Origin of the sequence: Microbacterium sp. STF-2, assembly GCF_034650155.1 — a bacterium.
Classification (GTDB): Bacteria; Actinomycetota; Actinomycetes; order Actinomycetales; family Microbacteriaceae; genus Microbacterium; species Microbacterium maritypicum_A.
In genome coordinates this window covers 1246654-1272891 of record NZ_JARKMW010000001.1, presented here as the reverse complement: position 1 = coordinate 1272891, position 26238 = coordinate 1246654, and the positions used below count along the sequence as shown (strand labels likewise).

21 protein-coding genes are annotated in these 26238 nt (G+C 69.2%); 6 read left to right on the top strand and 15 right to left on the bottom strand.

The window, feature by feature from the left end; genetic code table 11:
• The first annotated feature begins 123 nt into the window (after positions 1-123).
• Together MicroSTF_RS06035 and MicroSTF_RS06030 are read left to right on the top strand one after the other, a co-directional pair.
• Complete coding sequence (locus tag MicroSTF_RS06035) at positions 124-1572, top strand: glyceraldehyde-3-phosphate dehydrogenase (protein WP_322954238.1); 1449 nt, start codon at positions 124-126, stop codon at positions 1570-1572.
• Positions 1573-1616: 44 nt separating this feature from the next.
• Complete coding sequence (locus MicroSTF_RS06030) at positions 1617-2708, top strand: winged helix DNA-binding domain-containing protein (protein ID WP_322954236.1); 1092 nt, start codon at positions 1617-1619, stop codon at positions 2706-2708.
• Positions 2709-2736: 28 nt separating this feature from the next.
• Here MicroSTF_RS06030 and MicroSTF_RS06025 read toward each other — a convergent pair whose 3' ends face one another.
• The gene (locus MicroSTF_RS06025) at positions 2737-4179 is read right to left on the bottom strand and encodes a helix-turn-helix transcriptional regulator (protein ID WP_021201031.1); all 1443 of its coding nucleotides are present in this window, start codon (positions 4177-4179) and stop codon (positions 2737-2739) included.
• A gap of 112 nt (positions 4180-4291) precedes the next feature.
• Here MicroSTF_RS06025 and MicroSTF_RS06020 point away from each other — a divergent pair, with 112 nt between their 5' ends.
• A complete protein-coding gene (locus MicroSTF_RS06020) occupies positions 4292-6154 on the top strand; it encodes a phosphoenolpyruvate carboxykinase (GTP) (protein WP_029260432.1) in 1863 nt (620 codons plus the stop codon).
• Between the two features lie 136 nt (positions 6155-6290).
• On the opposite strand, the gene MicroSTF_RS06015 is transcribed toward MicroSTF_RS06020, so the two are convergent.
• Both MicroSTF_RS06015 and MicroSTF_RS06010 read right to left on the bottom strand, forming a co-directional pair.
• Positions 6291-8177 (bottom strand): ABC transporter ATP-binding protein, encoded by a 1887-nt coding sequence (locus MicroSTF_RS06015; RefSeq protein ID WP_029260431.1) that lies wholly within the window; start codon positions 8175-8177, stop codon positions 6291-6293.
• Between the two features lie 88 nt (positions 8178-8265).
• The gene (locus tag MicroSTF_RS06010; protein ID WP_136025094.1) at positions 8266-8472 is read right to left on the bottom strand and encodes an AsnC family protein; all 207 of its coding nucleotides are present in this window, start codon (positions 8470-8472) and stop codon (positions 8266-8268) included.
• 74 nt (positions 8473-8546) lie between these two features.
• On the opposite strand from MicroSTF_RS06010, the gene MicroSTF_RS06005 reads away from it, so the two are divergent.
• A complete protein-coding gene (locus tag MicroSTF_RS06005) occupies positions 8547-9170 on the top strand; it encodes an HAD-IA family hydrolase (RefSeq protein WP_322954232.1) in 624 nt (207 codons plus the stop codon).
• Positions 9171-9193: 23 nt separating this feature from the next.
• On the opposite strand, the gene MicroSTF_RS06000 is transcribed toward MicroSTF_RS06005, so the two are convergent.
• The 5 genes from MicroSTF_RS06000 to MicroSTF_RS05980 form a co-directional block, all read right to left on the bottom strand.
• Positions 9194-10654: an MFS transporter gene (locus tag MicroSTF_RS06000; RefSeq protein ID WP_021201036.1), complete on the bottom strand. Its 1461-nt coding sequence runs from the start codon at positions 10652-10654 to the stop codon at positions 9194-9196.
• Positions 10655-10753: 99 nt separating this feature from the next.
• Positions 10754-12493 carry a beta-galactosidase family protein gene (locus MicroSTF_RS05995; protein WP_322954229.1) on the bottom strand — a complete coding sequence of 580 codons (1740 nt, stop codon included), beginning with the start codon at positions 12491-12493 and terminating at the stop codon, positions 10754-10756.
• 69 nt (positions 12494-12562) lie between these two features.
• Positions 12563-13915, bottom strand: a complete 1353-nt coding sequence (locus MicroSTF_RS05990; protein WP_315069434.1) for a sugar ABC transporter substrate-binding protein — start codon at positions 13913-13915, stop codon at positions 12563-12565.
• Positions 13916-13982: 67 nt separating this feature from the next.
• Positions 13983-14873, bottom strand: a complete 891-nt coding sequence (locus MicroSTF_RS05985) for a carbohydrate ABC transporter permease (protein WP_416338463.1) — start codon at positions 14871-14873, stop codon at positions 13983-13985.
• 1 nt (position 14874) lies between these two features.
• Positions 14875-15792, bottom strand: coding sequence for a carbohydrate ABC transporter permease (locus tag MicroSTF_RS05980; RefSeq protein WP_021201040.1), 918 nt, complete (start codon positions 15790-15792; stop codon positions 14875-14877).
• A gap of 159 nt (positions 15793-15951) precedes the next feature.
• Here MicroSTF_RS05980 and MicroSTF_RS05975 point away from each other — a divergent pair, with 159 nt between their 5' ends.
• Positions 15952-16938, top strand: a complete 987-nt coding sequence (locus tag MicroSTF_RS05975; RefSeq protein ID WP_029260426.1) for a LacI family DNA-binding transcriptional regulator — start codon at positions 15952-15954, stop codon at positions 16936-16938.
• A gap of 4 nt (positions 16939-16942) precedes the next feature.
• On the opposite strand, the gene MicroSTF_RS05970 is transcribed toward MicroSTF_RS05975, so the two are convergent.
• The 7 genes from MicroSTF_RS05970 to MicroSTF_RS05940 form a co-directional block, all read right to left on the bottom strand.
• Positions 16943-17296 carry a hypothetical protein gene (locus tag MicroSTF_RS05970; protein ID WP_029260425.1) on the bottom strand — a complete coding sequence of 118 codons (354 nt, stop codon included), beginning with the start codon at positions 17294-17296 and terminating at the stop codon, positions 16943-16945.
• Positions 17297-17349: 53 nt separating this feature from the next.
• Entirely contained in the window at positions 17350-17823 is a 474-nt protein-coding gene (gene ribH / locus MicroSTF_RS05965; RefSeq protein ID WP_021201043.1) for a 6,7-dimethyl-8-ribityllumazine synthase, read from the bottom strand.
• Positions 17820-19088, bottom strand: a complete 1269-nt coding sequence (locus MicroSTF_RS05960; protein WP_021201044.1) for a bifunctional 3,4-dihydroxy-2-butanone-4-phosphate synthase/GTP cyclohydrolase II — start codon at positions 19086-19088, stop codon at positions 17820-17822. Before MicroSTF_RS05960 ends, ribH begins: the two co-directional genes overlap by 4 nt.
• Positions 19085-19714, bottom strand: a complete 630-nt coding sequence (locus MicroSTF_RS05955; RefSeq protein WP_021201045.1) for a riboflavin synthase — start codon at positions 19712-19714, stop codon at positions 19085-19087. The genes MicroSTF_RS05960 and MicroSTF_RS05955 overlap by 4 nt, the downstream gene beginning before the upstream one ends.
• The gene (gene ribD, locus MicroSTF_RS05950) at positions 19714-20769 is read right to left on the bottom strand and encodes a bifunctional diaminohydroxyphosphoribosylaminopyrimidine deaminase/5-amino-6-(5-phosphoribosylamino)uracil reductase RibD (protein WP_136025097.1); all 1056 of its coding nucleotides are present in this window, start codon (positions 20767-20769) and stop codon (positions 19714-19716) included. The genes MicroSTF_RS05955 and ribD overlap by 1 nt, the downstream gene beginning before the upstream one ends.
• A 301-nt stretch (positions 20770-21070) precedes the next feature.
• Positions 21071-21934 carry an Fpg/Nei family DNA glycosylase gene (locus MicroSTF_RS05945; RefSeq protein WP_322954223.1) on the bottom strand — a complete coding sequence of 288 codons (864 nt, stop codon included), beginning with the start codon at positions 21932-21934 and terminating at the stop codon, positions 21071-21073.
• 51 nt (positions 21935-21985) lie between these two features.
• Positions 21986-22549, bottom strand: a complete 564-nt coding sequence (locus MicroSTF_RS05940) for a GNAT family N-acetyltransferase (protein ID WP_322954221.1) — start codon at positions 22547-22549, stop codon at positions 21986-21988.
• Between the two features lie 78 nt (positions 22550-22627).
• On the opposite strand from MicroSTF_RS05940, the gene mfd reads away from it, so the two are divergent.
• On the top strand, positions 22628-26203 hold the full coding sequence (gene mfd / locus MicroSTF_RS05935) for a transcription-repair coupling factor (RefSeq protein WP_031207203.1): 3576 nt from the start codon (positions 22628-22630) through the stop codon (positions 26201-26203).
• Positions 26204-26238 lie beyond the last annotated feature (35 nt).

Here is a 26238-nt window from a genome sequence, read left to right as displayed (position 1 = left end):
GGGGCGGGGACGCACCGATTCGGCGCGCGGTTCTGCGGCTTGTACGCTGGAGACATCCCCCGATTCACCCGGCAACTCGCGCGCCGGCGACCTCGGCGCGCGCTCACACATGCAAGGACGCAGATGAACGATTCCGCGGCACACCGCGACGACTGGACTGAGAGCGAAGAGCTGGCGGAGCGGATGATCCCGCTCATCGGGGCGCTCCGACGCGAACACGACGTCGTCACCTCGCTCCACGGGCACCGCCTGCTCGGTCTGTCGGCGACCGGCCTCGTCGAGGTGCACGAGCGCGTCGCGCAGCTCGGGCACGAGAGGCTCCCCATCGAGGACAGCCTGGCCGTGCTGGAGGCGATCCATGCGCTCGCCCCCGGTGCATCCTCCCTCGATGTCGCACGCCTCGTCGCCGGCCATGCCGAGAGCGGTCAGCCGCTGGAGACGTACCTCGCAGACGTGCTCGCCCCTGCGATGGGAGCCGTCGCCGCCGAACCCACCGACGTCGTGCTCTACGGCTTCGGGCGCATCGGCCGCCTGCTCGCCCGCATCCTCATCGCCCACACCGGGGGAGGAAGCGGACTGCGCCTGCGCGCCATCGTCGTCCGCCGCGGCGCCGAGAACGACCTCGTCAAGCGCGCATCCCTGCTCCTGCGCGACTCCGTGCACGGCCGCTTCGCCGGCTCGGTCACCGTCGACGAAGACGCCGAGCAGATCATCGCCAACGGCACCCGCATCCAGGTGATCTACTCCGACGACCCGGCGACCATCGACTACACCGCCTACAGCATCCACGACGCGATCGTCGTCGACAACACCGGGCGCTGGCGCGACGAGGCCGGTCTGTCGCAGCACCTGCGCTCGACCGGCGTCGCCCGGGTGCTGCTGACCGCGCCGGGGAAGAGTCCGCTCAAGAACATCGTCCACGGCATCAACGACGACACGATCGTCGAGACCGACCGCATCCTCTCGGCCGCCTCCTGCACGACCAACGCCATCACGCCCGTGCTCGCGGCGATCGACGAGGCCTACGGCGTCGTCGAGGGACACGTCGAGACCGTGCACTCGTTCACGAACGACCAGAACCTGATCGACAACTTCCACAAGGGCGATCGACGCGGACGCTCGGCGGTGCTCAACATGGTCATCACCGAGACCGGTGCCGCCAAGGCCGTCGCCAAGGCGCTGCCGCAGTTGGAGGGCAAGCTCACGGGCAGCTCGATCCGTGTGCCCACCCCCGACGTCTCGCTCGCGGTGCTGCACCTGACGATCGAGCGGCCCGCGACGAAGGATCAGGTCAACGACTACCTGCGCCGGGTCTCGCTGCACTCGAAGCTGCGCCAGCAGATCGACTACGTGGAGAGCCCGGACGTCGTCTCCACCGACTTCGTCGGGTCGCACCGTGCCGGCATCGTCGACGGTCTCGCCACGATCGCCGATGAGGACACCCTCATCCTGTACGTCTGGTACGACAACGAGTTCGGCTACTCGTGCCAGGTGATCCGCGTGCTCGAGGTCATGGCGGGCTCGCACCCGATCGTGCTCCCCGAGCGCCGAGAGGTGACGCTGCAGAGCTGAGGTTCCTCGTGCGCCGCGTCGGCGGCACCCGGCATGATGAGGTCATGAAGACCGCGACCCTGCGTGCCGAGCGCCTCCGATCGCACCGCCTCCGATCGCAGCGCCTCCAATCGCACCGCCTCATCTCGCCGGCTCCCACGGTGACGGATGCGGCGCGCCACATGCTCGCGGTGCAGAGCCAGGACTTCACCGCGGGTCGCTGGGCTCTGGCCGTCCGCACCCGAGGGGAGACCACGGTGCGCGACGTCGACCGCGCCTTCGACCGCGGTGACATCGTGCGCGGGTGGACCATGCGCGGCACCCTGCACACCGTCCCGGCGCGCGACCTCGGCTGGATGCTGCAGGTCACCGCGGGGCGGCAGCGACAGCAGGCGGCCTCGCGCCACCGCGATCTCGGCATCGATGACGACATGGTCGCCGCGAGCGTCCGGGCGCTGACGCCGGCGCTCCGCGACGGAGGGTGCACCCGCGCCGAGGTGTTCGACATCCTCCAGGGCATCGACATCGACCCCTCGGGCCAGCGCGGCATCCATCTGCTGTTCACCCTCACGATCGACGGTCTGATCTGCCAGGGGCCGGTCGTCGCCAGGGCCGGCTTCGCCCGCGAGCAGCGCTTCGTGCTCGTGGAAGATCACATCCGCGAGCACGTCACGCCCGATGACCCGCTCGCCGAGCTGTTCGTCCGCTACATCGACGGACACGGCCCCGCCGGTATCGCCGATTTCGCCTGGTGGGCGGGCCTCACCCTCGGTCAGGCGCGCGAGGCGGCCGAGCGGGCGGGAGCGGGAACGGACGGTGGCAGGCTCGACGAGATCGACGAGGGTCTCTTCGCCGCGCGCCGACGTCCGCGAAGAGCATCGGGTGCGGCCTCCGTCCACGCCCTCGGCGCGTTCGACGAGTACTACATCTCCTACGCCGATCGCACGACCGTCTGCGCCCCGGAGCATCTCGCGGCCGTCGGCCCCGGAAAGAACGGCATGGTGCGTCCGACCCTCGTCGAGCAGGGGCGCGTGATCGGGACCTGGTCCCACGCGACCGCGACCAGGGGTACGCCGCCTGAGCTGTTCGAGGAGCCGGAGGATCCCGCCGCCGTGGCTGCGGCCCTCGCCCGGTTCGCCCGGTTCGCCGACGACTGAGCCGCAGGGATCACCGACCCCGCCGCGACTACTCGCTCGCGTGACGCGCGAGGAAGTTGTAGACCTCGTTGTCGTCGACGCCGGGGAACGCGCCGCGGGGGAGCGGCGAGAACATGTGCGTGTGCACGCGGGCGCTCGGCCACGCCCGTCCGCTCCAGCGATCGCTCAGCTCGGCGGAGGGGCGACGGCAGCACGACTCGTCGGGGCAGGTCGACACCGCTCTGTCGTTGGTCTCGCGTCCGCGCCACCAGCGGGCATCGTCGAACGGCACGCCGACCGTCACCGAGAACTCGCCGTCGCTCGACGATCCGGTCTGGGTCGAGCACCAGAACGTGCCAGAGGGGGTGTCCGTGTACTGGTGGTGCTCCACCGTGCGGTTCTGCTGCGTGAACGCCGCGCGTGCCTGGAACTTGCGGCACACCCGCTGTCCCTCGACCGCGCCGGTCACGTCCATCGGCAGCGGCAGGTCGTCGTTCTCGTACACGCGGGTGATCGCGCCGGTGGAATCCACGCGCAGGAAGTGCAGCGCCATGCCGAGGTGCTGCGTCAACAGGTTCGTCATGCGCATGCCGGCGGCTTCGTGCGTCACGCCGAAGCCGTCGCGGAAGTCCTCGACCGCGAGGTTGCGGTCCTTCTTCGCCTGCTGCAGGAACGCGACCGATGCGGTCTCCGGCATCAGGCAGCACGCGGCGAAGTAGTTGATCTCCAGGCGCTGCTGCAGGAAGTCGGCGTAATCGGTCGGCGGTGTGTGCCCGAGCAGTCGGTGCGCCATCGCCTGCAGCGCCATCGAGCGCAGACCGTGGCCACCCGGGATCGACGCCGGCGGCAGGTAGATGCGTCCGTTCTCGAGGTCGGTGACCGAGCGGGTCGAGTGGGGAAGGTCGTTGACGTAGATCAGCTCGAAGCCGAGCTTCTCCGCCATGATGCTCACCGTGCGGTGGGTGAGCGCCCCCTGTACGTGCCCCGCGGCCTTGAGGTGCTTCTCGGCGAGCTTCTCGATCTCGGGGAGGTAGTTGTTCTGCGCGCGCATCCGCAGCCGCAGCTCGGTGTTCGCGCGCCGTGCCTCCTCCGGCGTCGCGATGGCTTCGCGTTCACGCCGCTCCAGCTCGCGGTGCAGCCCCAGGACCGACTCGATCGTCTCGTCGCTCATGCCCTTGGTCACGCGCACGGGCGCGACGCCGAGCTGCCGGAAGACCGGGCTCTCCTGCGCGCGCTCCAGGGCGATCTCGAGGGCGGCCCGACGGTTCGGCGGTTCACCGGAGATCAGGTCGGTCACCTCGGTCTTCGTCGCCTGAGCGATCGCCTGCAGCAGCGAGAGCTTGGGCTCGCGCTTGCCGTTCTCGATCAGGCTCAGCTGAGAGCCGGCCACGCCGACCAGGGCACCGAGCTCGTCGAGCGTGAACCCGTTCTCCAATCGGTGGTGACGGATGCGGTGGCCGAGAGTCGTGAGGTGGATGCCGGAGGACGCCATTCCTTGAGTCTAGCGAAAGAATTGAAGTTCTTATCGCTCGAATCGTCCGAAAGTCGCGCTCGAACCGGAAGAAGATAGGTGCAACGCCCCACACTTCAAAGGAGCACACGTCATGGCTATCGCCGAAGTCTTCACCCCCCGCACGTCTCCCGTCGCACCGACGCGTACGTTCGGCGCGGCTCCGACGTATGACACCCCCGCCATGGCGGAGCTGGCCGCGTGGGTCGAGGAGATCCGCGCTCTCACCCAGCCCGACGCCGTGCACTGGGTCGACGGCTCGCGCGCCGAGAACGACTGGCTGCTGCGCGGACTCGTCGATGAGGGCAAGCTCATCAAGCTCAACCCCGAATGGCGTCCCGGTTCGTACCTCGCACGCTCGCACCCCAGCGACGTCGCCCGCACCGAGGGGCGCACGTTCATCGCCTCCGAGCGCGAGGAGGACGCCGGCCCCACGAACAACTGGGCGGCGCCTGCCGACATGCACGCCAAGATGGACGAGATCTTCGAGGGCTCGATGCGCGGCCGCACGATGTACGTCGTGCCGTTCTCGATGGGCCGGGTCGGCGGTCCGCTCTCGCACATCGGCGTGCAGATCACCGACAGCGCCTACGCGGTCGCCTCGATCGGCATCATGACCCGTGTCGGCGATGCCGTCACACGGCAGATCGCCGAGGGTGCGCCGTGGGTCAAGACCGTGCACACGGTCGGCGCCCCGCTCGCCCCGGGGGAGCAGGACGTCGAGTGGCCCTGCAACGACGACAAGTACATCGTGCACTTCCCCGAGACGCTCGAGGTCTACTCGTACGGTTCGGGCTACGGCGGCAACGCGATCCTCGCCAAGAAGTGCTTCGCGCTGCGCATCGCCTCGGTGATCGCCCGCGATGAGGGGTGGCTCGCCGAGCACATGCTGCTCATCCGCGTGATCGACCCGCAGGGCAAGGCGTACCACGTGGCCGCGGCGTTCCCCTCTGCCTGCGGCAAGACGAACCTCGCGATGCTGCGTCCGACCATCCCCGGATGGCGGGTGGAGACCCTCGGCGACGACATCGCCTGGATCCGTCCCGGCGAAGACGGCCGCATGTGGGCGATCAACCCGGAGGCGGGCTTCTTCGGCGTCGCACCCGGAACCGGCGAATCGACCAACGTCACGGCGGTCGAGACGCTGTGGGGCAACACCATCTTCACGAACGTCGCTCTCCGTCCGGACGGCGACGTGTGGTGGGAGGGTCTGACCGATGAGGCGCCCGCGAACCTGATCGACTGGGAGGGCAACGACTGGACTCCCGAGTCGGGACGGCCGGCAGCGCACCCCAACTCCCGCTTCACGGTGTCGGCGGCGCAGTGCCCGCAGATCTCCGAGGACTGGGAAGAGGCCGTTCCGCTCGACGTCATCCTGTTCGGTGGACGCCGCGCCAGCAATGTCCCGCTCGTGGTCGAGGCCACCGACTGGACGCACGGCGTCTTCCTGGGCTCGAACATCTCGTCAGAGCGCACGGCTGCCGCCGAGGGCACGGTCGGGGAGCTGCGCCGCGACCCGTTCGCGATGCTGCCGTTCTGCGGCTACAACATGGCCGACTACTTCGGGCACTGGCTCAAGGTCGGGCGCGGTCTGCGCTTCGACAGGGCGCCGCGCATCTTCCAGGTGAACTGGTTCCGACGTGGCGACGACGGCCGGTTCCTGTGGCCGGGCTTCGGTGACAACTCGCGTGTGGTCGACTGGATCATCCGCCGCATCGCGGGTGACGTTCCTGCGGTCGACAGCCCGATCGGTCGCCTGCCGCGCGTGGAGGACCTGAACCTCGACGGTCTCGACATTCCCGCTGCCGACCTCGACGAGTTGTTCTCGGTCGATGCCGAGGCATGGAAGACCGAGGCCGACCTGACCGAGGAGTTCTACGACACCTTCGGCGACAAGGTCCCCGCAGCGCTGCGCGCCGAGCTGGCGTCGCTGCGCTACCGCCTCGACAAGGCGTAGTTCCCCCAGACCGGTGCCGGTTCGGGGGAGCCGGCACCCTCGGGGCTTCGTGCCCCGCAAACCCGCGAAGGCGGGACATCAGAGACGAACCCATGGCTGAGTGGTCTCCGACGTCCCGCCTTCGTGTTGTCGTGCGTCAGGTGAGCAGCTGGTGTCGCGCGAGGTCGCGGTACAGCGGCGTCGACTCCACGAGCTCGGCGTGCGTGCCCTGGCCGACGACGACGCCGTCCTGCAGCACCACGATGAGATCGCTGTCGACGACCGTCGAGAGGCGGTGCGCGATCACGATGAGCGTGCGGTCGGTCGACACGGCATCGATGGCTTCCCGCATGCGCTGCTCGTTCACGCCGTCGAGCGATGACGTCGACTCGTCGAGCAGCAGGATCGGGGCGTCCGTGAGCAGGGCGCGCGCGATCGCGAGACGCTGACGCTCACCGCCCGACAGCATCACGCCGTCTTCACCGACGGGGGCATCGATGCCGAGCGGATCGCGCTCGAGCACGTCGCCGAGGTTCACGGCGCGCAGCACCCGTTCGCAGTCGGTGTCCGTCGCTTCGGGAGAGGCGAGCCGCAGGTTCTCGGCGAGCGTGCCGGCCAGCGTCGGCGCATCCTGCTCGACGTAACCGAAGTGGGCGCGCAGCTCGTCGCGCGGGTAGGTGCGCGCGTCGTGGCCGTGCAGGCGGATCGAGCCGCCGGTCGGGTCGTAGAAGCGCTCGATCAGCGAGAGGATCGTGCTCTTCCCCGCGCCGCTGGGGCCCACCAGGGCGACGCGGGAGCCCTGCGGCACGGCGAACGACACGCCGCGGAGCACCTCGTGGTCCTGCACGGCGGGGGCGGCGTCCTCCGCGGATTCCAGGTGCGCATCGGCGAGCAGCGTGCGCGCCTCCTTGGCCGCGGCCTGACGGGCGGCGACGACGTTCGCAGGGTAGTGGAAGCGCACGTCGCGGAACTCGATGGCCGGTGCGTCCGCCGCAGCGGTCTCGCGCGGCAGCGAGGCCGCGATCTTCTCGTCGTCCTGCGACTCGGTGGGCAGGTCGAGAACCTCCTGGATGCGGCCGAGCGCACCGAGAGCCTGGTTGACCGAGGTGATCGCGCCGAACGTCGTGGCCAGCGGCATCACGAGCAGGAACAGGAACATGATGAACGAGATCAGCGAGGCGATCGTGATCGCTCCCGCGGCCACCCGGAATCCGCCCACCCCGAGCACCACGAGCAGCGACAGCTGCAGGGCGATGCCGGAGACGGGAACGACCATCGAGGAGATCTTGGCGATGCGCACGCCGATGCCGTAGGCGTCGGAGGCGAGGCCCGACACGGCGGTGGTCTCCCGTTCGGTGGCTCCCGAGGCGCGGATGGTGCGGATCGAGCCGACCGCGCGCTCCACGCCGGAAGCCAGCTCGCCGACCTTCTCCTGCTGCGCGGTCGACGCGGTGCGGATGCGTCCGCTCAGCAGCACGACGACGGCGACCGAGATGCCGATCACCACGACGATGAGCAGCAGCAGGATGGGGTCGATCACGAGCATCGCGATGAGCGCGCCGAGGAAGAGCACGGCGCTGCCGACGGCATCGGCGAGGCCCTGGGTGAGCACGGCGTAGAGCAGCGTCGTATCGGTGCCGACGCGGGAGACGAGGTCGCCGGTGCGGCGGGCATCGAACTCCGAGGTCGGCAGGTGCAGGATGCGGGCGATCAGCTTGCGGCGGCTCGAGTACACGACCGCGGTGCCGGTGCGCTGGAGCAGGTAGTGCTGGAAGCCGGAGATGACCGACGACACGATCACGAAGCCGACGAGCAGCCACACCAGGATCCCGATACCGGTGTCGGACTGCACGGCCTCGATGACCTGGCCCACGAGCAACGGCTGCACGAGCGAGGTCGCGGCGCCGATGACGCTGAGCACCGCGACCACGATGAGGGTGCGCTTGTGTTCAAAGAGGAAGGGGAGGAGCTGGCGGAAGGTGGCGCGGGGGCCTTCAGGCTGTGCGCCACGTCCGCGGCGGCGTGCTGTCGCCGAACCGGACATGCGGGACCTCTATCTGGAGATGGTACTTCGACCGTACTTCGTTCGCGGTCGAATCCTATGGAGCGGCTGTATGCGGCACATCGCGGGCTCAGGACCGGCCGAATCGCCGATGAGCCGCCTGCTTGCTCACGCCGAGGGCGCTGGCTATCGCCTGCCAGGAGTACCCGAGGTTCCGCGCGCGACGCACGTTCACCTCCTCGGCACGGGCCACCTCCTTGCGCACCTCGGCGAGCCGGTGCAGCGCGGCCAGGGGCTCGCTGCCGTCGTCCTGTGCGATCGCGGTCGGCATTGTCATGATGGACCTCCTGCGTCAATCATCGTTGACGTGCCCGCGAGTGTCAATACATGTTGACGTGGCAGTGTGGGGGGATGCCGACGAAGAAGTGGATCCTGTTCGACATCGGGGGAGTGCTGGAGGTCGTCGACGACGATGCCTGGCAGCAGCAGTGGTGGGAGCGCTGGCGTGCCGTGGTCGGTCTCGAGCCGTCCGCCTTCGAGGCGCGCATCGCAGAGGCCGATCTTCCGCCGATCGATGTCACCGTCGGCACCGAACCCGCTTTCTGGGCGGCGGTGGGCACGGCACTCGGTCTCGACGAGGTCCAGCGCGGCGCGATGCGCGAGGACTTCTGGGATGCCTACTGCGGCACCGGCAACCACGACCTGATCGCGTACGCGCGCACGCTCTCGGCGCGGGCGGGAACAGCGATCCTCTCCAACTCCGCCGATGGCGCGCGCGAGGAGGAGGAGCGCCGCTTCGGCTTCTCCGAGGTCTTCGACCCGATCTGCTACAGCCACGAGCAGGGCGTGAACAAGCCGGATCCCGAGGCCTACCGACGAGCACTGCAGCGCATGGGCGCCGACCCGGGCGACGTGCTGTTCATCGACGACCATCAGGTATCGGTCGACGGTGCCGAGGCAGTGGGGATCTGCGCCGTGCGACACCTCGACAACGCGACCACCATCGCCGCGATCGAGGAGTTCCTGCGGCCGTGACGTGAATCGTCACGGCCGCAGCATCACAGCTCGACGGCCGCCGCGACGCCGAGGTCGTCGTCGTAGTCGTGGTCCTTGGTCTCGGGGGAGAGGATCAGCGCGATGAACGTGAGCACACCCATCGCGGACAGGTACAGACCCACCAGCCACGGAGCGCCGCCGGCCACCTCCCACAGCTTCAGCGCGATGAGCGGGGCCACTGCCGCGCCGAGGATCGACGAGACGTTGTAGGCGATCGCCGACCCCGTGTAGCGCACGTTGGTCGGGAACAGCTCGGGAAGCAGAGCGCCCATCGGGCCGAACGTCGCTCCCATCAGCATGAACCCGAACACGAGGAACGCCTGGGTGAGCGCACCCGTGAACTTCGGGTCGACGGCCGGCAGGAGGAAGGCGTTGAACGTGAGACCGAACACGATGATGGTTCCGGTGACCCACAGCAGCAGCTTCCGTCGGCCGACCGCATCGGCGATGGGCCCGGAGAGCAGCGTGAAGATGCCGAAGAACACCACGCCGATGATCTGCATCAGCACGAAGTCGGTGTAGCCGAAGCCGAGACCGGGATAGAACTGGGCCGCGAACTTGATCGGGTCGAACGGGGCGCCGGTCGCCTCGGCAGCGGCCTTCGCGGCGGCGGTGGCGGTCTCGAGCGAGGCGGCCTTGGTTCCGTAGGCGAGGGTGAAGTTCGTCATCAGGTAGAACAGCACGTACGTCGCCAGCATGATGAACGTGCCGAGGATGAGCTGCTTCCAGTGGTGACGGAACACGGTCGCGAGCGGGAGCTTGCGGATCACGCCCTTCGTCTCCGCCTTCTTGAAGGTGTCGGACTCGACGAGCTTGAGCCGCACCCACAGGCCGATGATGACCATCACTGCGGAGAACAGGAAGGGGATGCGCCAGCCCCAGGAGAGGAACGCCTCGGACTTCAGGACCGGGTTCTCGGCGTGCGGCAGCAGCCAGTTGATCGCGAGGAAGAGGAAGTTGGCGATGATGAAGCCCAGCGGCGCGCCCAGCTGCGGGAAGGTGCCGTACCAGGCGCGCTTGCCCTTCGGCGCATTCTCGGTGGCGACCAGTGCCGCGCCCGACCACTCGCCGCCGAGCGCGAAGCCCTGAGCGAGTCGCAGGATCAGCAGCAGCAGGGCGGCCCACCACCCGATGTCCTGGTAGGTCGGCAACAGGCCGATCACGAAGGTCGCGATGCCCATCGTCAGCAGTGATGCCACGAGTGTGGCCTTGCGCCCGAACTTGTCGCCGAAGTGGCCGAAGACCACCGCGCCGATCGGACGGGCGACCATCGCCGCACCGAACACCGCGAACGAGGAGAGGAGCGAGGTGGTGTCGTCGCCGGTGGGGAAGAACAGCACCGGGAACACGAGCACGGCCGCCGTCGCGTACGCGTAGAAGTCGTAGAACTCGATCGTGGTGCCGACCAGGCTCGCGGTGATGACGCGCGAGCGAGGATTCGCGGGCGCAGTGGCAGTACTCATGAAGCTCCTCCGATCGAGTCCCCGGTATACCGGGGGACCCGGGCGAGTTTACGCCTTCCTGAGTGTTTGCTGTGCGCGTGTTTCGCGTGTCATCTCGGACTATTCCTCCGTGTCGCCGAGCGCGGGGGCTCCGACGAAGACGGCGCGCGGCTGCAGCACGTCTTCGAGCTCCAGCACGACGAGGTGATTGGCGCCCGCTCGGGTGACGGGTGCGGGCACGGCGAGCGTGCGCTGCGGGCCGTTGCGCCAATATCGACCGAGGAAGAATCCGTTCACGAACGCGTAGCCCTTGCTCCATGATGCGGTGTCGACGAAGAGATCCGCAGGGGCATCCAGGGAGAACTCGGCCGTCCACGCGGTGGGACCGACCTCCCGGCCGCGCTCGCGGCCGCCGTCCGCATCGATCTCCGCGGCGATCTCGGCGACATCCAGGGTCGTCGCTCGCCAGCCCGTCACGGGCGCACCGTCGAGGGTGATCTCGCCGATCAGCCCCTTCTCCTCGCCCAGGCGACGGTCGTAGTTCACGCGCCCCTGATCCTCGACGAGGATGCGGAGGCTACGGCCATCCGGGATCCGGATCGCGCGGTCGTGCCGAGTGCGGGCGAGTGTGCCGACGGGGTGACCGTCGACGCTCACCCAAGCCAGGTCGCGCACGTCGTTGACGACGAGGAGCCCTCCCGCTCCCGCCGGCAGCTCGGTGTCGTAACGTACGAGGGCGCTCAGATGTCCGAGCTCGTCGAAGGTCTGCGGCAGGGCGGTGGTCGGCGCGGCCGCTGCGACATCGGTCCACGGTCCCGCCGCTCGAAGCGGAACCTCGAACGCGGGGGAGGCCTCGGCCGCCGCGGGCACCTCGTCGGGCACCGGCGCGTAGCGGGCGATCACCTCGCGGAAGGCGAAGAACTTCTCTGTCGGGTTCCCCGTCTCATCGAGCGGGGCGTCGTAGTCGTAGGAGGTCACCAGGGGCAGGTAGCGCCCCTTGTCGTTCGCGCCGTTGGTCAGCCCGAAGTTGGTGCCGCCGTGGAACATGTAGATGTTGACCGAGGCGCCGGCCGCCAGCAGCTCGTCGAGGTCGGCGGCGGCCGCGGCGACATCGGTCGTGTGATGCACGCCGCCCCACCAGTCGAACCATCCGTCCCAGAACTCCGCGCACATCAGCGGACCCGTGGGCTGGTGGCGGCGCAGGGTGGCGAGCCGTTCGGTGCTCCGGGAGCCGAAGGATCCGGTCTTGTGCAGCCCGGGGAGGCTTCCGTCGCTCAGCATCCGATCGACGGGCTGATCGACGGTCGTCAGCGGAACGGTGATCCCGGCATCGCGAGTCGTGGTCACCAGTGACTCGAGATAGGCGCGGTCGGCGCCGTAGGCGCCGTACTCGTTCTCGATCTGCACCAGGATCACCGGCCCACCGTGGTCGATCTGCCGCGGTGCGACGATGTCGTACACGCGGCGCAGGTAGGCGGTCACCTCGGCGAGGAAGGCCGGAGCGGAGGAGCGCAGTCCTTCGACGCTGCCCGTGAGCCACACCGGCAGCCCGCCGTTGTGCCACTCGGCGCAGATGTAGGGGCCGGGGCGCACGATCGCATCCATGCCCTCCGCCTGCACCAGGTCGAGGAATCGTCCGAGGTCGTTCCCTCCGCTCGCGTCCCACTCACCCCGCCGAGGTTCGTGCGCGTTCCAGGCGACGTAGGTCTCGATCGTGTTCAGTCCCATCAGTCGGGCTTTGCGGATGCGGTCGCGCCACTGGTCGGGGTGCACGCGGAAGTAGTGGATGGCGCCGGAGATCACCTGGTGCGGCTGTCCGTCGCGGAGGAAGTCGGTGTCGCCGAGGGAGAAGGAGGTCACGTGTCGTGGTGCTTTCGATGAGGCGGGCGGAGCCGGCCCGGCGGGGACCGGGCCGGCTCAGCCGCGGGTTCACTTGTTGACGCTGAAGCCCTGGGAGTTGCCGTACTCGACCAGCGCGTCCTGCCAGGCGGTGAGGCCCTCGTTCAGGTCGGTGCCGTTCTGGTACGACTGGCCGACGGTGTCGCCGAAGATGCTGTTCCCGTACACCTGGTAGGGCAGGTAGCTCCAGCCCTCGACCACGTCATCGGCCGCGGCCGCGAGGACCTCGTTGATCTTCTGGCCGCCGAAGTACTCCGGCGCCTCGGCGAGGAACTCCGTGCTGGACAGCTCCGCGGTCGTCGACGGGAATCCGCCGGACTCGAGGGCGATCGAGATGCTCTCCTCGGAGTTGTTCAGCCACCACAGGAAGCCCGCCGCCAGCTCCGGGTTCTTGCTCTGCTTCGTGACGGCCTGCCCGCCCCCGCCGTTCTCCGCGCTCGCCGGGGAACCGTCGTACGTCGGCATCGGCGCGACGCGCCAGTCTCCGGCGCCGTCGGGGGCACCGGAGATGAGGTTCGCGGGCATCCACGCGCCGATCACGAGGCTCGCCAGGCTGCCGTCGCCGAGGGCGCGGAACCATTCGTCGCTCCAGCTGCCGTACGGGGCCAGCAGGTCTTCCTCGACGAGGCGGTTCCAGTTCTCGGTCCACTTCTTCGAGCCGGTGTCCTGCAGGTCGATCGTGACGTCGGTGCCGGAGGTCTCGAACGGCTTTCCCCCGGCCTGCCAGATCATCGAGGTCGCGAAGCCCGCATCTCCCGTGTCGTTGGTGATGTACGCGTCGGGGTTCGCCGCGTGGATCGCCTTGGCGGCCTCGTAGTACTCGTCCCAGGTGGTGGGGACGGCGACACCGGCCGCATCGAACACGGTCTTGTTGTAGAACAGGGCCATGGGGCCGGAATCCTGCGGCAGACCGTAGATCGCGTCGCCGTCGGTGACGGAGTTCCAGGTGGAGGCGGTGTAGTCGTCCTCGAAGTCGGCGAACCCGTACTGCGACAAGTCGGTGAAGGCGTCCGTCAGCGCGAACTGCGGGAACGCGTAGTACTCGATCTGCACGACGTCCGGAGCGCCGGAGCCCGCCTTGATGGCGTTCTGCAGCTTGGTGTACTCCTCGTTGTTGGTGCCGGCGTTCACCAGCTTGACCTTGACGTTCGGGTACTCCTCCTGGAAGGCCTCGACCTGGGCCTCGGCCGACGGTGTCCACGACCAGTACGTGATCTCACCGCCCTTCTCGAGCGCCGCCTCGACGGAGTCGAACGAGCCGGAACCCGTGTTGCCGGAGCCGGCGTCGCCGCCGGTGCTGCATCCGGCCAGCGCCAGCGCTGCCACGGTTCCTGCGGCGAGCACCGCGAGGGTGCGCCGCGTCGGGGAGGGAAGGTGCTTCATTGCTGTGTCCTTTCGGGAGGTGCGGTCCAGCGTCGGATCGCAGAGGTGATGCAGGGGGTACGGGGAGCTATTGCTTGACGCTTCCCGCGGTGAGACCTGACTGCCAGAAGCGCTGCAGCAGCAGGAAGGCGATGACGATCGGGATGATCGTGAGCAGCGAGCCCATGATCACGAGGTTGTAGATGGGCTGGGACCCCGCGCCGATGGCCTGGGCGCTCCACTGGTTCAAGCCGACCGTGAGCGGATACCAGGCGGGGTCCGAGAGCATGATCAGGGGCAGGAAGTAGTTGTTCCAGGTGGCGACCACCGTGAACAGCGCGACCGTCACGATGCCGGGCGCGAGCAGCCGCATCGAGATCGTGAAGAACGTGCGGAACTCTCCTGCGCCGTCGATGCGGGCCGCCTCGAGCAGCTCGGTCGGCACCGACTCCGACGCGAACACCCAGATCAGGTACAGACCGAAGGGACTGATGAGGGACGGGATGATCACCGCCCACGGCGTGTTCGTCAGTCCGAGCTCGCTGAACAGCAGGAAGGTCGGGACCGCGAGGGCGGTGCCGGGCACCGCCACGGCGCCCAGGACCACGGCGAACACCGCACGGCGTCCGGGGAAGCGGAACTTCGCGAGTCCGTAGCCGGCCATGGTGGCGAGCAGCGCCGCGCCCCCGGCGCCGACCACGACGTACAGGAGGGTGTTCCCGAGCCAGCGCAGGAAGATGCCGTCGCGATACGAGAACGTGGCGACCAGGTTGTCGAAGAATGCGAAGTCGTCGGCGAACCACAGTCCGAACGAGCTGAAGAGTCCCGCCTGCGTCTTGGTCGAACTGAACAGCAGCCACACCAGGGGCACGAGCGTATACAGCGCATAGAGGATCATGACGATCAGCAGGGTGTTCGACGTGCGCGGCTTCAGCGGATCGTGGCGCCGGTGCGCGGGGCGGGCGAGGGGGAGTGCCATGTCAGCGCACCTCCGACTTCGAGCCGCGCAGCTGCACGACGTAGGCGATGACCGCGGTGATGACGCCCATGATGATGGCGATCGTCGCGGCGTAGTTGAACTGCTGCCCCGCGAACGACAGGTTGTACGCGTACATGTTCGGCGTGAAGAACGTCGTGATCACGTTCGGGGCCAGGGGGCGCAGGATGTTGGGCTCGTTGAAGAGCTGGAAGCTGCCGATGATCGAGAAGATCGTGGCGATCACGAGCGCTCCGCGCACGGACGGGATCTTGATCGAGAAGATCGTGCGCCACGCCCCGGCGCCGTCGAGGGAGGCCGCCTCGTACATATCGGTCGGGATGGTCTTGAGCGACGAGTAGAAGATCAGCATGTTGTAGCCGACGAACTCCCAGGTGACGATGTTGCCGATCGAGACCAGCATCCACTCCTTGGCGAACGGCGTGATCGCATCGACGCCGAGGATGTCGTTGATGTTGCTCGTGAGGCCGAACTGGTCGCCGTAGATGTAGCCCCACATCAGCACCGCCACCACGGCCGGCACCGCGTAGGGCAGGAAGATCAGGATGCGGAAGAACGACGCTCCGCGCAGGCGGGCGCTGTCGAGGGCGAGGGCGGCGCCGAGGGCCAGGATCAGCATGATCGGCACCTGCACGACGAGGAAGACCAGTACGCGGCCGAACGCCTCCCAGAACTGCGGGTCGCTCAGGGCGCGGACGTAGTTGTCGAGCCCCACGAACGCGGTGCCGCCGATGAGCTTCTCCTGGAAGAAGCTCAGGTACAGCGCATAGGCGAGCGGCGTCAGGAACACCAGGGCGAACACGACCATGAACGGGCCGACGAAGGCCCATCCCCTCCAGTCGCGCTTGTCGCGGCGCCGGATGCCGGGGGCACCCGGGGCTGCGGGGATTTCAGTCGTCATCGACGAGTCCTTCTTACGTTTCGGGCGCACCGTGCGCCGTGTGTCAACGTCAACATATTGGACCGACTGGTAGTGTGTCAACGTCAACATATGAGGGGATGGGTGATCGTGACCCCGGAGCATCCGACAGAGACGTCGACGCGTCGACGTGAGCCCTCGATGGAAGACGTGGCCCGCGAGGCCGGCGTCTCCGGCCAGACCGTGTCGCGCGTCGTCAATGCCAGGGGTTACGTCGGTGCCGCCACGCGCGAGCGTGTCGAGGCCGCCATGCACAGTCTGGGGTACCGGCCGAACAGCGCCGCCCGCGCACTCCGGTCAGGGCGATTCCGCACGATCGGCGTCGTGATGTTCTCGTTCAGCTCTTACGGGAACCAGCGCACGCTCGATGCGATCGCCGTGCGCGCCGCCCAGCTCGGCTACGCGCTCACTCTCATCCCCGTCGAGTCGAGCGCGGGCGAGACCGTGGCCGGTGCGTTCCGTCGGCTGGAGGAGCACGCGGTCGACGGCATCATCATCGTGATCGAGGCGCATCAGCTCGACGAGGCCGACATCGAGATCCCCGAGGCGCTTCCCGTCGTGTTCGTCGACTCGAACCGCACGGCGACGCATCCGTTCGTCGATACCGATCAGGCGCAGGGCGCTCGGCTCGCGACCGAGCACCTGCTCGAACTCGGTCACGACACCGTGTGGCACGTCACCGGCCCCGCGCGCTCCTACTCCGCCGAGCGCCGCCGTGAAGCGTGGCGGGAGACGCTCGAGACGCACGGGCGTACGGTCCCGGAGCCGCTGGCGGGGGACTGGACCGCGTCGTCCGGCTACGCAGCCGGTCTCGAACTGCGTGCGATCGACGGTGTCACCGCGGTGTTCGTGGCGAACGACCAGATGGCGATCGGCGTGCTGCGTGCGTTCCGAGAGATCGGGCTCGACGTGCCGCGAGACGTGAGCATCGTCGGGTTCGACGGACTGCCCGATGCGGCACAGCTCTGGCCGCCGCTGACGACCGTGCAGCAGCACCCGGAGCGCGTGGGCGCGCTCGCGGTGGACGCGCTGCTCGCCGAGCTCGACGGTGTCGAGCGTCAGCAGACCCCGCTCGTCGGTACCGAACTCATCGTGCGGGCGAGCACGGCGGCGCCGCGGACGCGCTGACGGCTCAGCGCCAGATCGCGGCGATCGCGGCGTTTACGGCGGTGAGGATGCCGACGAGCCAGAACACCGCCGGCGGGATGGCCGCACCGCGGCGCTGACGACCCAGGCCGATGCCGAGCAGGGCGCCGATGATGAGCAGGATCACGAGCTTGACGCCGATCTTGACGTAGTTGAGCTCGTAGGAGATGCCCCACGGCGCCGCGAGCGCGAGGCCCGCGACCGCGGCGATCGCCATGCCGATGTTCATCAGGCGCGTGAACTCACGCTTTCCGCCGAACGCCTGCGCGGCCCAGGAGCCGAAGAGCACGGCGAATCCGATGAGGTGGACGAACAGCACGATATGACGGAGGGTCTCCATGCCCTCACCGTACGAGTGAGGCGAGGTCCAGCGCTAGCAAGGGCAGGCTGACCTCAGCCGCGCAGCTCCCGTGTCACGAGGGCTGTGCGCAGGGCGGCGTCAGCTGCTTCGGCGCCCTTGTCCTCCTTGGAGCCCTCCAGGCCCGCACGGTCGAGACCCTGCTGCTCGTCGTCGAGGGTGAGCACGCCGAAGCCGACGGGCTTGCCGGCGTCGAGGGCGACGCGGGTGAGGCCATCGGTGGTCGCTGCCGACACGTACTCGAAGTGCGGTGTGCCCCCGCGGATGATCACGCCGAGTGCGACGACGGCATCCGCCCCGCCGGCGAAGGCCGCCTGGGCGGCGATCGCGAGTTCGAACGAGCCGGGCACGCGCACCAGTCGGTGCGTGGCCCGGGCCGCGTCCAGCACGCGCTCCGCACCGGCGATCAAGCCGTTCGAGATCGTCTCGTGCCACGTTCCGGCCACGATGACGACGTTCAGACCGCGTCCGTCGATGGTGCCGATCTCGGGTGCTCCTGCGCCGCTCATTTGTCGTCCTCTCCGTGGGCGAGCGCCTCTGCGAGTTCCGCTTCGCCGATGATGTGACCCATCCGGTCACGCTTGGTCTCCAGGTACTGATGGTTGTTGGGTCCCACACCGACGATCAGCGGCACCTGCTCGACGACGTCGAGGCCGAGCTCGCGCAGCTGCGCGACCTTGTCGGTGTTGTTCGTCAGCAGGCGCACCTTCGACACGCCCAGGTCGGAGAGGATGCCGGCCGCCGCTGCGTAGTCGCGGGCATCGGCCGGCAGCCCCAGCGCGAGGTTGGCGTCGACCGTGTCGAGCCCCTCCTCCTGCAGGCTGTAGGCGCGCAGCTTGTTGATGAGGCCGATCCCTCGACCCTCGTGACCGCGCATGTAGATGACGATCCCGCCTTCCTTCTCGATCGCGTCGAGGGCGGAGTCGAGCTGCGGGCCGCACTCGCATTTGAGCGAGCCGAACGCCTCGCCGGTCAGGCACTCCGAGTGCACCCGCACGAGCGCGGTCTCGCCGAGTTCGCCCGAGACGACGGCGATGTGGTCGGTGCCGGTGATGCGGTCCTTGTAGGCGAGGAAGCGGAAGGTGCCGTGCGTGGTGGGCACGGTGGCGTCGGCGCGCAGGCTCACGCGACGGCCGCGATGCGCATTCGGGGTGGCGCCCTCGGGATCGATCTCGTTGAGGTGGGCGATCAGCTGCTCGATCGTGATGACCGGCACGCCGTCGCGCGCACCGAGCTCGATCAGGCCGGGCAGCCGCATCATGCTGCCGTCCTCCGCCACGACCTCGGCGATCGCGCCGACGGGGCGGAGACCGGCGAGCTTCATGAGTTCGACCGCGGCCTCGGTGTGGCCACTGCGCTCGCGCACTCCGCCGTCGACCGCCCGCAGCGGCAGCACATGGCCGGGCCGGATGATGCTGGTCGACGTGGACTCCGGGTTCGACAGCACGTTCAGCGTGTGGGCGCGGTCGTGGGCACTGATGCCGGTCGTGACCCCCTGCGCGGCGTCGACACTCACCGTGTATGCGGTCGAGCGGGCGTCTTCGCTGGCGGCGACCATCGGCGGCAGGTTCAGGTGATCGGCGAGATCGGCGGGCATCGGGGCGCAGATGAAGCCCGACGACCAGCGCACGGTCCACGCCACCCACTCGGGCGTCGCGAGCTCTGCCGACAGGATGACATCGCCTTCGTTCTCGCGGTTCTCGTCGTCGGCGACGAGGACGGGGCGCCCGGCGCGCAGCGCCTCCAGGGCTTCGGCGATGGTGGAAAGGCTCATCGCGAGCCTCCTTCCGGTGCGGCGCGGAACGCGAGCAGGCGCTCGACGTGCCGGGCGAGGATGTCGGTCTCCAGGTTCACGCGGTCGCCGACGGCGCGGACGCCGAGCGTGGTCGCGGCGAGGGTCTCGGGGATCAGCGAGACCTCGAACCAGGGGGAGGGGTCTGCAGGGGCGCTGACGGCGCTCACGGTCAACGAGGTGCCGTCGACCGAGATCGACCCCTTGTCGACCACGAGCGGGGCGAGGTCGAGGGGCAGGCTGATCCGCAGCACGCTCCACTGCGCGCCGGGGCGCACCTCGAGCACGTCGCCGGTGCCGTCGACGTGGCCCTGCACGATGTGACCGCCGAGACGGGCGCCGACCGGCATCGCCTTCTCGATGTTCACGCGGGTTCCGACCGTCGCCGACCCGATCGCGGCGACGTCGAGCGTCTGCTTCATCACGTCGGTGTCGAAGGTGTCGGCGGTCGACCCCACCACGGTGAGGCACACACCCGAGACAGCGATGGACTCGCCGTGCACGGCGTCCGCTGCGGCCCGGGGCGCGCGGACGGTCAGGCGCCAGCCGTCACCCGCGGGGGCGATCGCGGTGATCTCGCCCATCTCCTCGATGATTCCGGTGAACATCAGGCAGCTCCTTCGTTCTGCGGGTCTTCCGCGGGATCGGTGGCGTGCGCGGGGTGCGCGATCGCGAGCAGGTCGTCTCCGAGGGGAAGCCACTCGTCGACGGTCAGACGTCGGGCCTCGTCGATGGAACCGACACCGATGTCGGTCAGGGCGAGTCGGCTGCCGCCGAGCAGCACCGGGGCGATGTAGGCGAGCACGCGATCGGCGAGCCCCGCCTCGATGAAGGCGCTGGCGAGCGTCGGGCCGCCCTCCACGAACAGGCTCTGCACGCCGCGGGTGTGCAGGTCGGCCACCACCGCACGCAGATCGCGGGTGTCGAAGAACAGCGGGGTGTGGGGATGCCGGTGCACAGCGGCGTCGGACGGGGTGGGCCGGGAGCCGATGACGACCGGGATCGGCTGGTGCGGCAGCAGGGCGTCGCCGTCACGGGCGGTGAGGGCGGGGTCGTCGGCCAGCACCGTTCCGGTACCGACCGCGATCGCGTCGGCCTCCGCACGTCGGCGGTGCACGTCGGCGCGTGCGGCGGGCCCCGTGATCCACTGGCTCGATCCGTCGGCGGCGGCCGCGCGGCCGTCCAGGCTCTGCGCCCACTTGACAGTGACATGGGGGCGACCGAGTCGCTGGGCGGTCAGCCATCCGGCGATGAGCGCGTGTGCGGCGTCCGCCTGCTCACCCGACTCGACGTCGACGCCTGCGGACCGCAGGCGTTCCGCCCCGCCGCCTGATGCGACGCCGGGATCGTCGAGCGCGTACACCACGCGTGCGACGCCCGCGTCGATGAGAGCGACGGCGCAGGGGCCCGTGCGGCCGGTGTGGTTGCAGGGTTCGAGGGTCACGACGGCCGTCGCTCCTCGCGCCTCGCCGGGGGCGAGCTTCGAGAGCGCGTCGACCTCTGCGTGGGGGGTGCCGGCGCCGTGGTGCCAGCCCTCGGCGATGACCCTGCCGTCGGGGGAGAGGAGGACCGCGCCGACCTGCGGGTTCGCCCCGCGCGGTCCACGGGCGGCGAGGTGGAGCGCGCGATCCATCGCGTGGCGCTCTGCCGCGTTCACTGCCATCCGTCGTCCTCCTCTGAGGCTCCGGGTTCAGACAGGGGTGGCGGAACGGACGCACGAATGCGTCTCGTGCTGCCTCCCTTCCGGACTAGCGAGGTCGCCCTCGCATCACCGTCGGTCCCGGAATTCCACCGGATCGGCATCCCGATCTCTCGAGACGCTCGCGGACTGTCACCGCCGGTTCGGATTCCCACCGACCCCGGAGCACGTTGTTGTTCTGAGTGTACTCAACGCGTTCGGGCGCATTTCATTCCGCGACAGATCATTCCGCGACAGACGACTTCACCGTGCGGCGCGTCCGCCGTCACTTCAGCAGTCGGGAGAGGCGGCGGTCGGCGAGTACCTTGCCACCGGTCTGGCAGGTGGGGCAGTACTCGAGCGAGCGGTCGGCGAAGAACACGCTGCGGACCGTGTCTCCGCACACCGGGCAGGCCTCTCCTCGACGCGCGTGCACCCGCATGCCGCGGCGCTTGGCATCCTTCAGGTCCGCCGGCGGTTTGCCGGAGGCTTGGGCGACCGCCTCTGTCAGCGTCTCGCGCATGGCCCCGAACAGGCGGTCGATCTCGGCGTCGTCGAGCTTTCCGGCGATCGCATACGGTGACATGCGCGCGGCATGCAGGATCTCGTCCGAGTACGCGTTGCCGATGCCCGCGATCACCGCCTGATCACGCAGCAGCCCCTTGATCTGCATACGCCGATCCTCGAGCAGGGCGGCGAACGCCTCGCGCGTGAACGCGGGGTCGAGGGGGGCGGGGCCGAGCCGGGCGATGCCGGGCACCTCCTGCGGATCGCGCACCACGTACACGGCGAGCGACTTCTTGGTCCCCGCTTCCGTGAGGTCGAAACCGCTGCCGTCGTCGAGGGCGATCCGCAGGGCGATGGGGGACTTGCCCGGTTTGATGAGCGTGGTCGGGAGCGTCTCGTACCAGCGCAGCCACCCGGCCTTCGCGAGGTGGAACACCAGGTGCAGCTCGTCGCCGCAGGAGAGCACGACGAACTTGCCCAGACGCGCGGATGCGGTGATCGTGGCTCCCTGGAGGGCGTTGATCGGAGGATCGTAGGTCTTCAACGCGGCGATCGCCGAGACGGTCGCGCGCGTGATGGTGCGCCCGACGGCGCGTTCGGCGAGAAAGGTGGTCAGGCCCTGGACTTCCGGCATCTCCGGCATGTGTTCATCCTGTCATCGGGCGCCGACACTGTCACCCGGTGGGCGCGTCCCTCAGAGGATCGGCCAGTCGACCGGCGTGCGGTCGTCCCCGGGGAGGAGGCCGGCCATCCAGCCGTCGTCGCGCCCGCGCGGGCTCGTCAGCGCCTGCCGCTGCAGGCCCTCGTAGCGGAAGCCGAGGGCCCGGGCGGCGCGGGCCGAGGGGATGTTCCCCGCGACGGCCTGCCAGCGGATGCGGACGAGCCGGAGTCCGACGAAGCCCCAATCGATCACGGCCGCTGCTGCTTCGGTGAGATATCCGCGGCCCCGTGCGCGGGCCGTCACCCAGTAGCCCAGCTCTGCGGTCGCGCCCGTGAAGTGATCGGTCATGTTGTGAAGACCGATCATGCCCACGAGCTCGCCGTCTGCATACATGCCCCAGACGACCTCGGAACCGGCGTCCCACTGCGCGGTCGACAGACGCACGAACTGCGCGGCGTCCTCGCGGGTGTACGGACTCGGCACGGTGGTCCAGCGCGGGATCTCCGGATCCTGGCACGCTTCGGTGATCGCGTCGATGTCCGCCTCCGTCGGGGCGTGCAGGACGAGTCGGGGCGTGGTGAGGGCGACGGATTCCATCCCGACAGCCTAGGCAGGCTGGCGTTCCTCGACGGGCGTGGCGGCCGGAGTGTCCGTGGGCGCGACTAGTCTTGTCCGGTGACTGTTCCGGGGATTCTGCGCGCCTTGGAAGAGGCGTCTCTGTACCGTGACGCCCTCAGCTGGGCGCGCACCGACGCCGACCTCGGCCTGGTCGACGGGCTCGACGCCCCGGCGCTCGCCGGCCTGCTCGAGAAGAGGGCGGCGGCGGGACACCCGGCCGCCCTCCTCGCCGTCGTCCCCACCGGGAGGCGGGCGGAGAGCCTCGCGCTGGCGATGCACGCCTACCTGCCCGACGCCGACATCCTCACGTTCCCCGCCTGGGAGACGCTGCCGCACGAGCGGCTCAGCCCGAGCCCGGACACGGTCGGTCAGCGTCTGCAGACGCTGCGCCGGATCGCGGAGTGGTCGGGCGACCACCCGCTCGTCGTCGTCGCGTCCGTGCGGGCCGCGCTCCAGCCGATCGCCGGCAACCTGGGCGAGATCGCCCCGCTCGAACTCGGCGTCGGCAGCCGGGGGCACGAACTCGACCGCGTGGTCGAGCAGCTGGTCGAACGGGCGTACTCCCGCGTCGACATGGTGTCGCGGCGCGGCGAGTTCGCGGTGCGCGGCGGCATCCTCGACGTCTTCCCTCCCACGTCGGAGCACCCCTATCGCGTCGAGTTCTTCGGCGACGAGATCGACCAGATCCGTGCGTTCTCCGTCGCGGACCAGCGCTCCCTTCCGGGCGATGTCACGGGCGTCGACCTGCCGCCCACCCGCGAGCTGCTGCTCACCGCCGAGGTCCGCGATCGGGCCCGCGCACTCGTCGGCGGCTTCCCCGCGATCTCGGGCATGCTCGAGAAGATGGCCGAGGGCATCCCGGTCGAAGGCATGGAGTCGCTGCTCCCCGCGGTCGCCGGACCCTTGAAGTCGCTGGCCGAGTACCTGCCGGCGGGAAGCGCCACGGCGGTCATCGATCCCGAGCGATCGAGTGCGCGCGCCATCACCCTGGGCGACACCAACCGCGAGTTCCTCGACGCCGCCTGGAGCGCCGCCACCTCCGGCGCCTCCGCGCCCATCGATCTGGGGGCCGGTGACTTCCTGACCATCGCCGAGCTGCGCGAGGTCGTGCGCGACCGGGGCGGGGTGTGGTGGCGGCTCAGCCCGTTCGGTGCCGGGCTCGGTGAGGGCGATGCGGAGGCCACCAACCTCGGCGCCGCCGTCATCCCCTCCTTCCACGGCAACGTCGACGGCGCGATCTCGTTCGTCGAGGCGAAGGTGACCGACGGCTGGCGGGTGGTCGTGATCGCCGCCGGTCACGGTCTGGTCGATCGCGCACGCGACGTGCTCGCCGACCGCGGCCTGGCCGCCCGGGTGGTCGAGACGCTCACCGACGCACCGGAGGGCGGTGTCGCGACCCTCGTCACCGGATCCGTCGAAGCCGGCTTCCAGGTGGCCGAGGCGAAGCTCGCCGTCCTCACCGACAACGAGTTCTACGGCCGGACCATCGGCGGCGATCAGCGTGTCGTCAAGAAGCTCGCCTCGCGGCGCAAGAACGTGGTCGACCCGCTGCAGCTCAAGCAGGGCGACTTCGTGGTGCACGCCACCCACGGCATCGGCCGCTTCGTCGAGATGACCCAGCGCGAGGTGTCCACCGGCGGGCGCAACGCCACCAAGTCGATCCGCGACTACCTCGTTCTCGAGTACGCGCCGTCCAAGCGCGGCTACCCGGGCGACAAGCTGTTCGTGCCGACGGATCAGCTCGATCTGCTCTCGAAGTACGTCGGCGGCGAGGCCCCGACGCTCTCGAAGATGGGCGGCAGCGACTGGTCGCAGGCCAAGGGCAAGGCGCGCAAGGCCGTGCGCGACATCGCGGTCGAGCTCGTGAAGCTCTACTCCGCGCGCATGAGCGCGAAGGGCCACGCGTTCGGCCCGGACACCCCGTGGCAGCGCGAGTTGGAAGAGGCGTTCCCGTTCGCGGAGACACAGGACCAGCTGCAGACGATCGACGAGATCAAGGCCGACATGGAACGGCCCATCCCGATGGACCGGCTGCTCTCGGGCGACGTCGGCTTCGGCAAGACCGAGGTCGCGGTCCGTGCGGCGTTCAAGGCGATCCAGGACGGCAAGCAGGTCGCGATGCTCGTGCCGACGACGCTGCTGGTGAAGCAGCACCTCGAGACGTTCACCGAGCGCTTCGCCGGCTTCCCTGTCAAGGTGCGGCCCTTGTCGCGCTTCCAGACCGACAAGGAGGCGCGTCTCACTCTGCAAGGCCTGCTCGAGGGCTCGGTCGACATGGTGATCGGCACCCACCGCATCCTCACCGACCAGGTGATGTTCAAGGACCTCGGCCTGATGATCATCGACGAGGAGCAGCGGTTCGGCGTCGAGCACAAGGACGCGCTCAAGAAGATGAAGACCAACGTCGACATCCTCGCCATGAGTGCCACGCCGATTCCGCGCACGCTCGAGATGGCGGTCACCGGCATCCGGGAGATGTCCACGCTGGCGACCCCGCCGGAGGACCGGCACCCGATCCTCTCGTTCGTCGGCCCGCGCAGCGACAAGCAGATGGCCGCGGCGATCCGTCGCGAGATCCTGCGCGAAGGGCAGATCTTCTTCGTGCACAACCGGGTGCAGTCGATCCAGCGCGTCGCGAGCGAGCTCGCCGAACTCGTCCCCGAGGCCCGGATCGCGGTCGCGCACGGACAGATGGGCGAGCACCAGCTCGAGCAGGTCGTCGACGACTTCTGGGAGCGCAAGTTCGACGTGCTCGTCTCGACGACCATCATCGAGACGGGTCTCGACATCGCGAACGCGAACACGATCATCATCGACCGCGCCGACAAGTACGGACTCAGTCAGCTGCACCAGCTGCGTGGCCGCGTCGGACGAGGGCGCGAGCGCGCCTACGCGTACTTCCTGTACGACGAGATGAAGCCGCTGAGCGAGACCGCGGCCGACCGTCTGCAGACCATCGCGGTCAACAACGACCTGGGCTCCGGCATGCAGGTCGCGCTGAAGGACCTCGAACTGCGCGGGGCGGGCAACCTGCTCGGCGCCGAACAGGCCGGACACATCGCGGGCGTCGGATTCGACCTGTACCTGCGCATGATCGGCGAGGCCGTGGCGACGTTCCGCGGGGACGAGGTCGAGACCGGGCAGGAGCTGCGCCTGGAACTGCCCCTGGACGCGCGCATCCCCGAGTACTACATCGACAGCGAGCGGCTGCGGCTCGAGGCCTACCAGAAGCTCTCCGCCGCCTCGGCGGCGACCGCCAAGGATGAGGCGATCGATCTGGTCGTCGAAGAGCTCGTCGACCGCTACGGCACGCCGCCCGAAGAGGTCGAAGGCCTGTTGGCGATCTCGCGTCTGCGCCGTCGCGCTGCCCGGGTCGGGCTGACCGACGTCGTCGTGATGGGCTCGAACCTGCGCATCGCGCCCGCGCGGCTCGAAGACTCGATCAAGGTGCGGCTGCAGCGGCTCTACCCGAAGGCGAAGCTCGTGGCCGGGGGAGAGGCGCTGGTCGTGCCGATGCCCACCGTCCCCGCGGCGGTCGGGGTGGGTCTCGAGCCGCTCCCCGACGCACAGCTGCTCGAGTGGGTCGGGCAGCTGTTCACCGCGATCTTCCCCGAGCCGGCCAAGACCGAGTAGCGCGCGACGGGGGGCCGCGGTACTAGTCTGGCCGC

Coding starts and splice junctions, on each gene's coding strand:
- MicroSTF_RS06035 (WP_322954238.1), top strand. CDS start 124: ATGAACGATTCCGCGGCACACCGCGACGACTGGACTGAGAGCGAAGAG.
- MicroSTF_RS06030 (WP_322954236.1), top strand. CDS start 1,617: ATGAAGACCGCGACCCTGCGTGCCGAGCGCCTCCGATCGCACCGCCTC.
- MicroSTF_RS06025 (WP_021201031.1), bottom strand. CDS start 4,179: ATGGCGTCCTCCGGCATCCACCTCACGACTCTCGGCCACCGCATCCGT.
- MicroSTF_RS06020 (WP_029260432.1), top strand. CDS start 4,292: ATGGCTATCGCCGAAGTCTTCACCCCCCGCACGTCTCCCGTCGCACCG.
- MicroSTF_RS06015 (WP_029260431.1), bottom strand. CDS start 8,177: ATGTCCGGTTCGGCGACAGCACGCCGCCGCGGACGTGGCGCACAGCCT.
- MicroSTF_RS06010 (WP_136025094.1), bottom strand. CDS start 8,472: ATGACAATGCCGACCGCGATCGCACAGGACGACGGCAGCGAGCCCCTG.
- MicroSTF_RS06005 (WP_322954232.1), top strand. CDS start 8,547: ATGCCGACGAAGAAGTGGATCCTGTTCGACATCGGGGGAGTGCTGGAG.
- MicroSTF_RS06000 (WP_021201036.1), bottom strand. CDS start 10,654: ATGAGTACTGCCACTGCGCCCGCGAATCCTCGCTCGCGCGTCATCACC.
- MicroSTF_RS05990 (WP_315069434.1), bottom strand. CDS start 13,915: ATGAAGCACCTTCCCTCCCCGACGCGGCGCACCCTCGCGGTGCTCGCC.
- MicroSTF_RS05985 (WP_416338463.1), bottom strand. CDS start 14,873: ATGGCACTCCCCCTCGCCCGCCCCGCGCACCGGCGCCACGATCCGCTG.
- MicroSTF_RS05980 (WP_021201040.1), bottom strand. CDS start 15,792: ATGACGACTGAAATCCCCGCAGCCCCGGGTGCCCCCGGCATCCGGCGC.
- MicroSTF_RS05975 (WP_029260426.1), top strand. CDS start 15,952: ATGGAAGACGTGGCCCGCGAGGCCGGCGTCTCCGGCCAGACCGTGTCG.
- MicroSTF_RS05970 (WP_029260425.1), bottom strand. CDS start 17,296: ATGGAGACCCTCCGTCATATCGTGCTGTTCGTCCACCTCATCGGATTC.
- ribH (WP_021201043.1), bottom strand. CDS start 17,823: ATGAGCGGCGCAGGAGCACCCGAGATCGGCACCATCGACGGACGCGGT.
- MicroSTF_RS05960 (WP_021201044.1), bottom strand. CDS start 19,088: ATGAGCCTTTCCACCATCGCCGAAGCCCTGGAGGCGCTGCGCGCCGGG.
- MicroSTF_RS05955 (WP_021201045.1), bottom strand. CDS start 19,714: ATGTTCACCGGAATCATCGAGGAGATGGGCGAGATCACCGCGATCGCC.
- ribD (WP_136025097.1), bottom strand. CDS start 20,769: ATGGCAGTGAACGCGGCAGAGCGCCACGCGATGGATCGCGCGCTCCAC.
- MicroSTF_RS05945 (WP_322954223.1), bottom strand. CDS start 21,934: ATGCCGGAGATGCCGGAAGTCCAGGGCCTGACCACCTTTCTCGCCGAA.
- MicroSTF_RS05940 (WP_322954221.1), bottom strand. CDS start 22,549: ATGGAATCCGTCGCCCTCACCACGCCCCGACTCGTCCTGCACGCCCCG.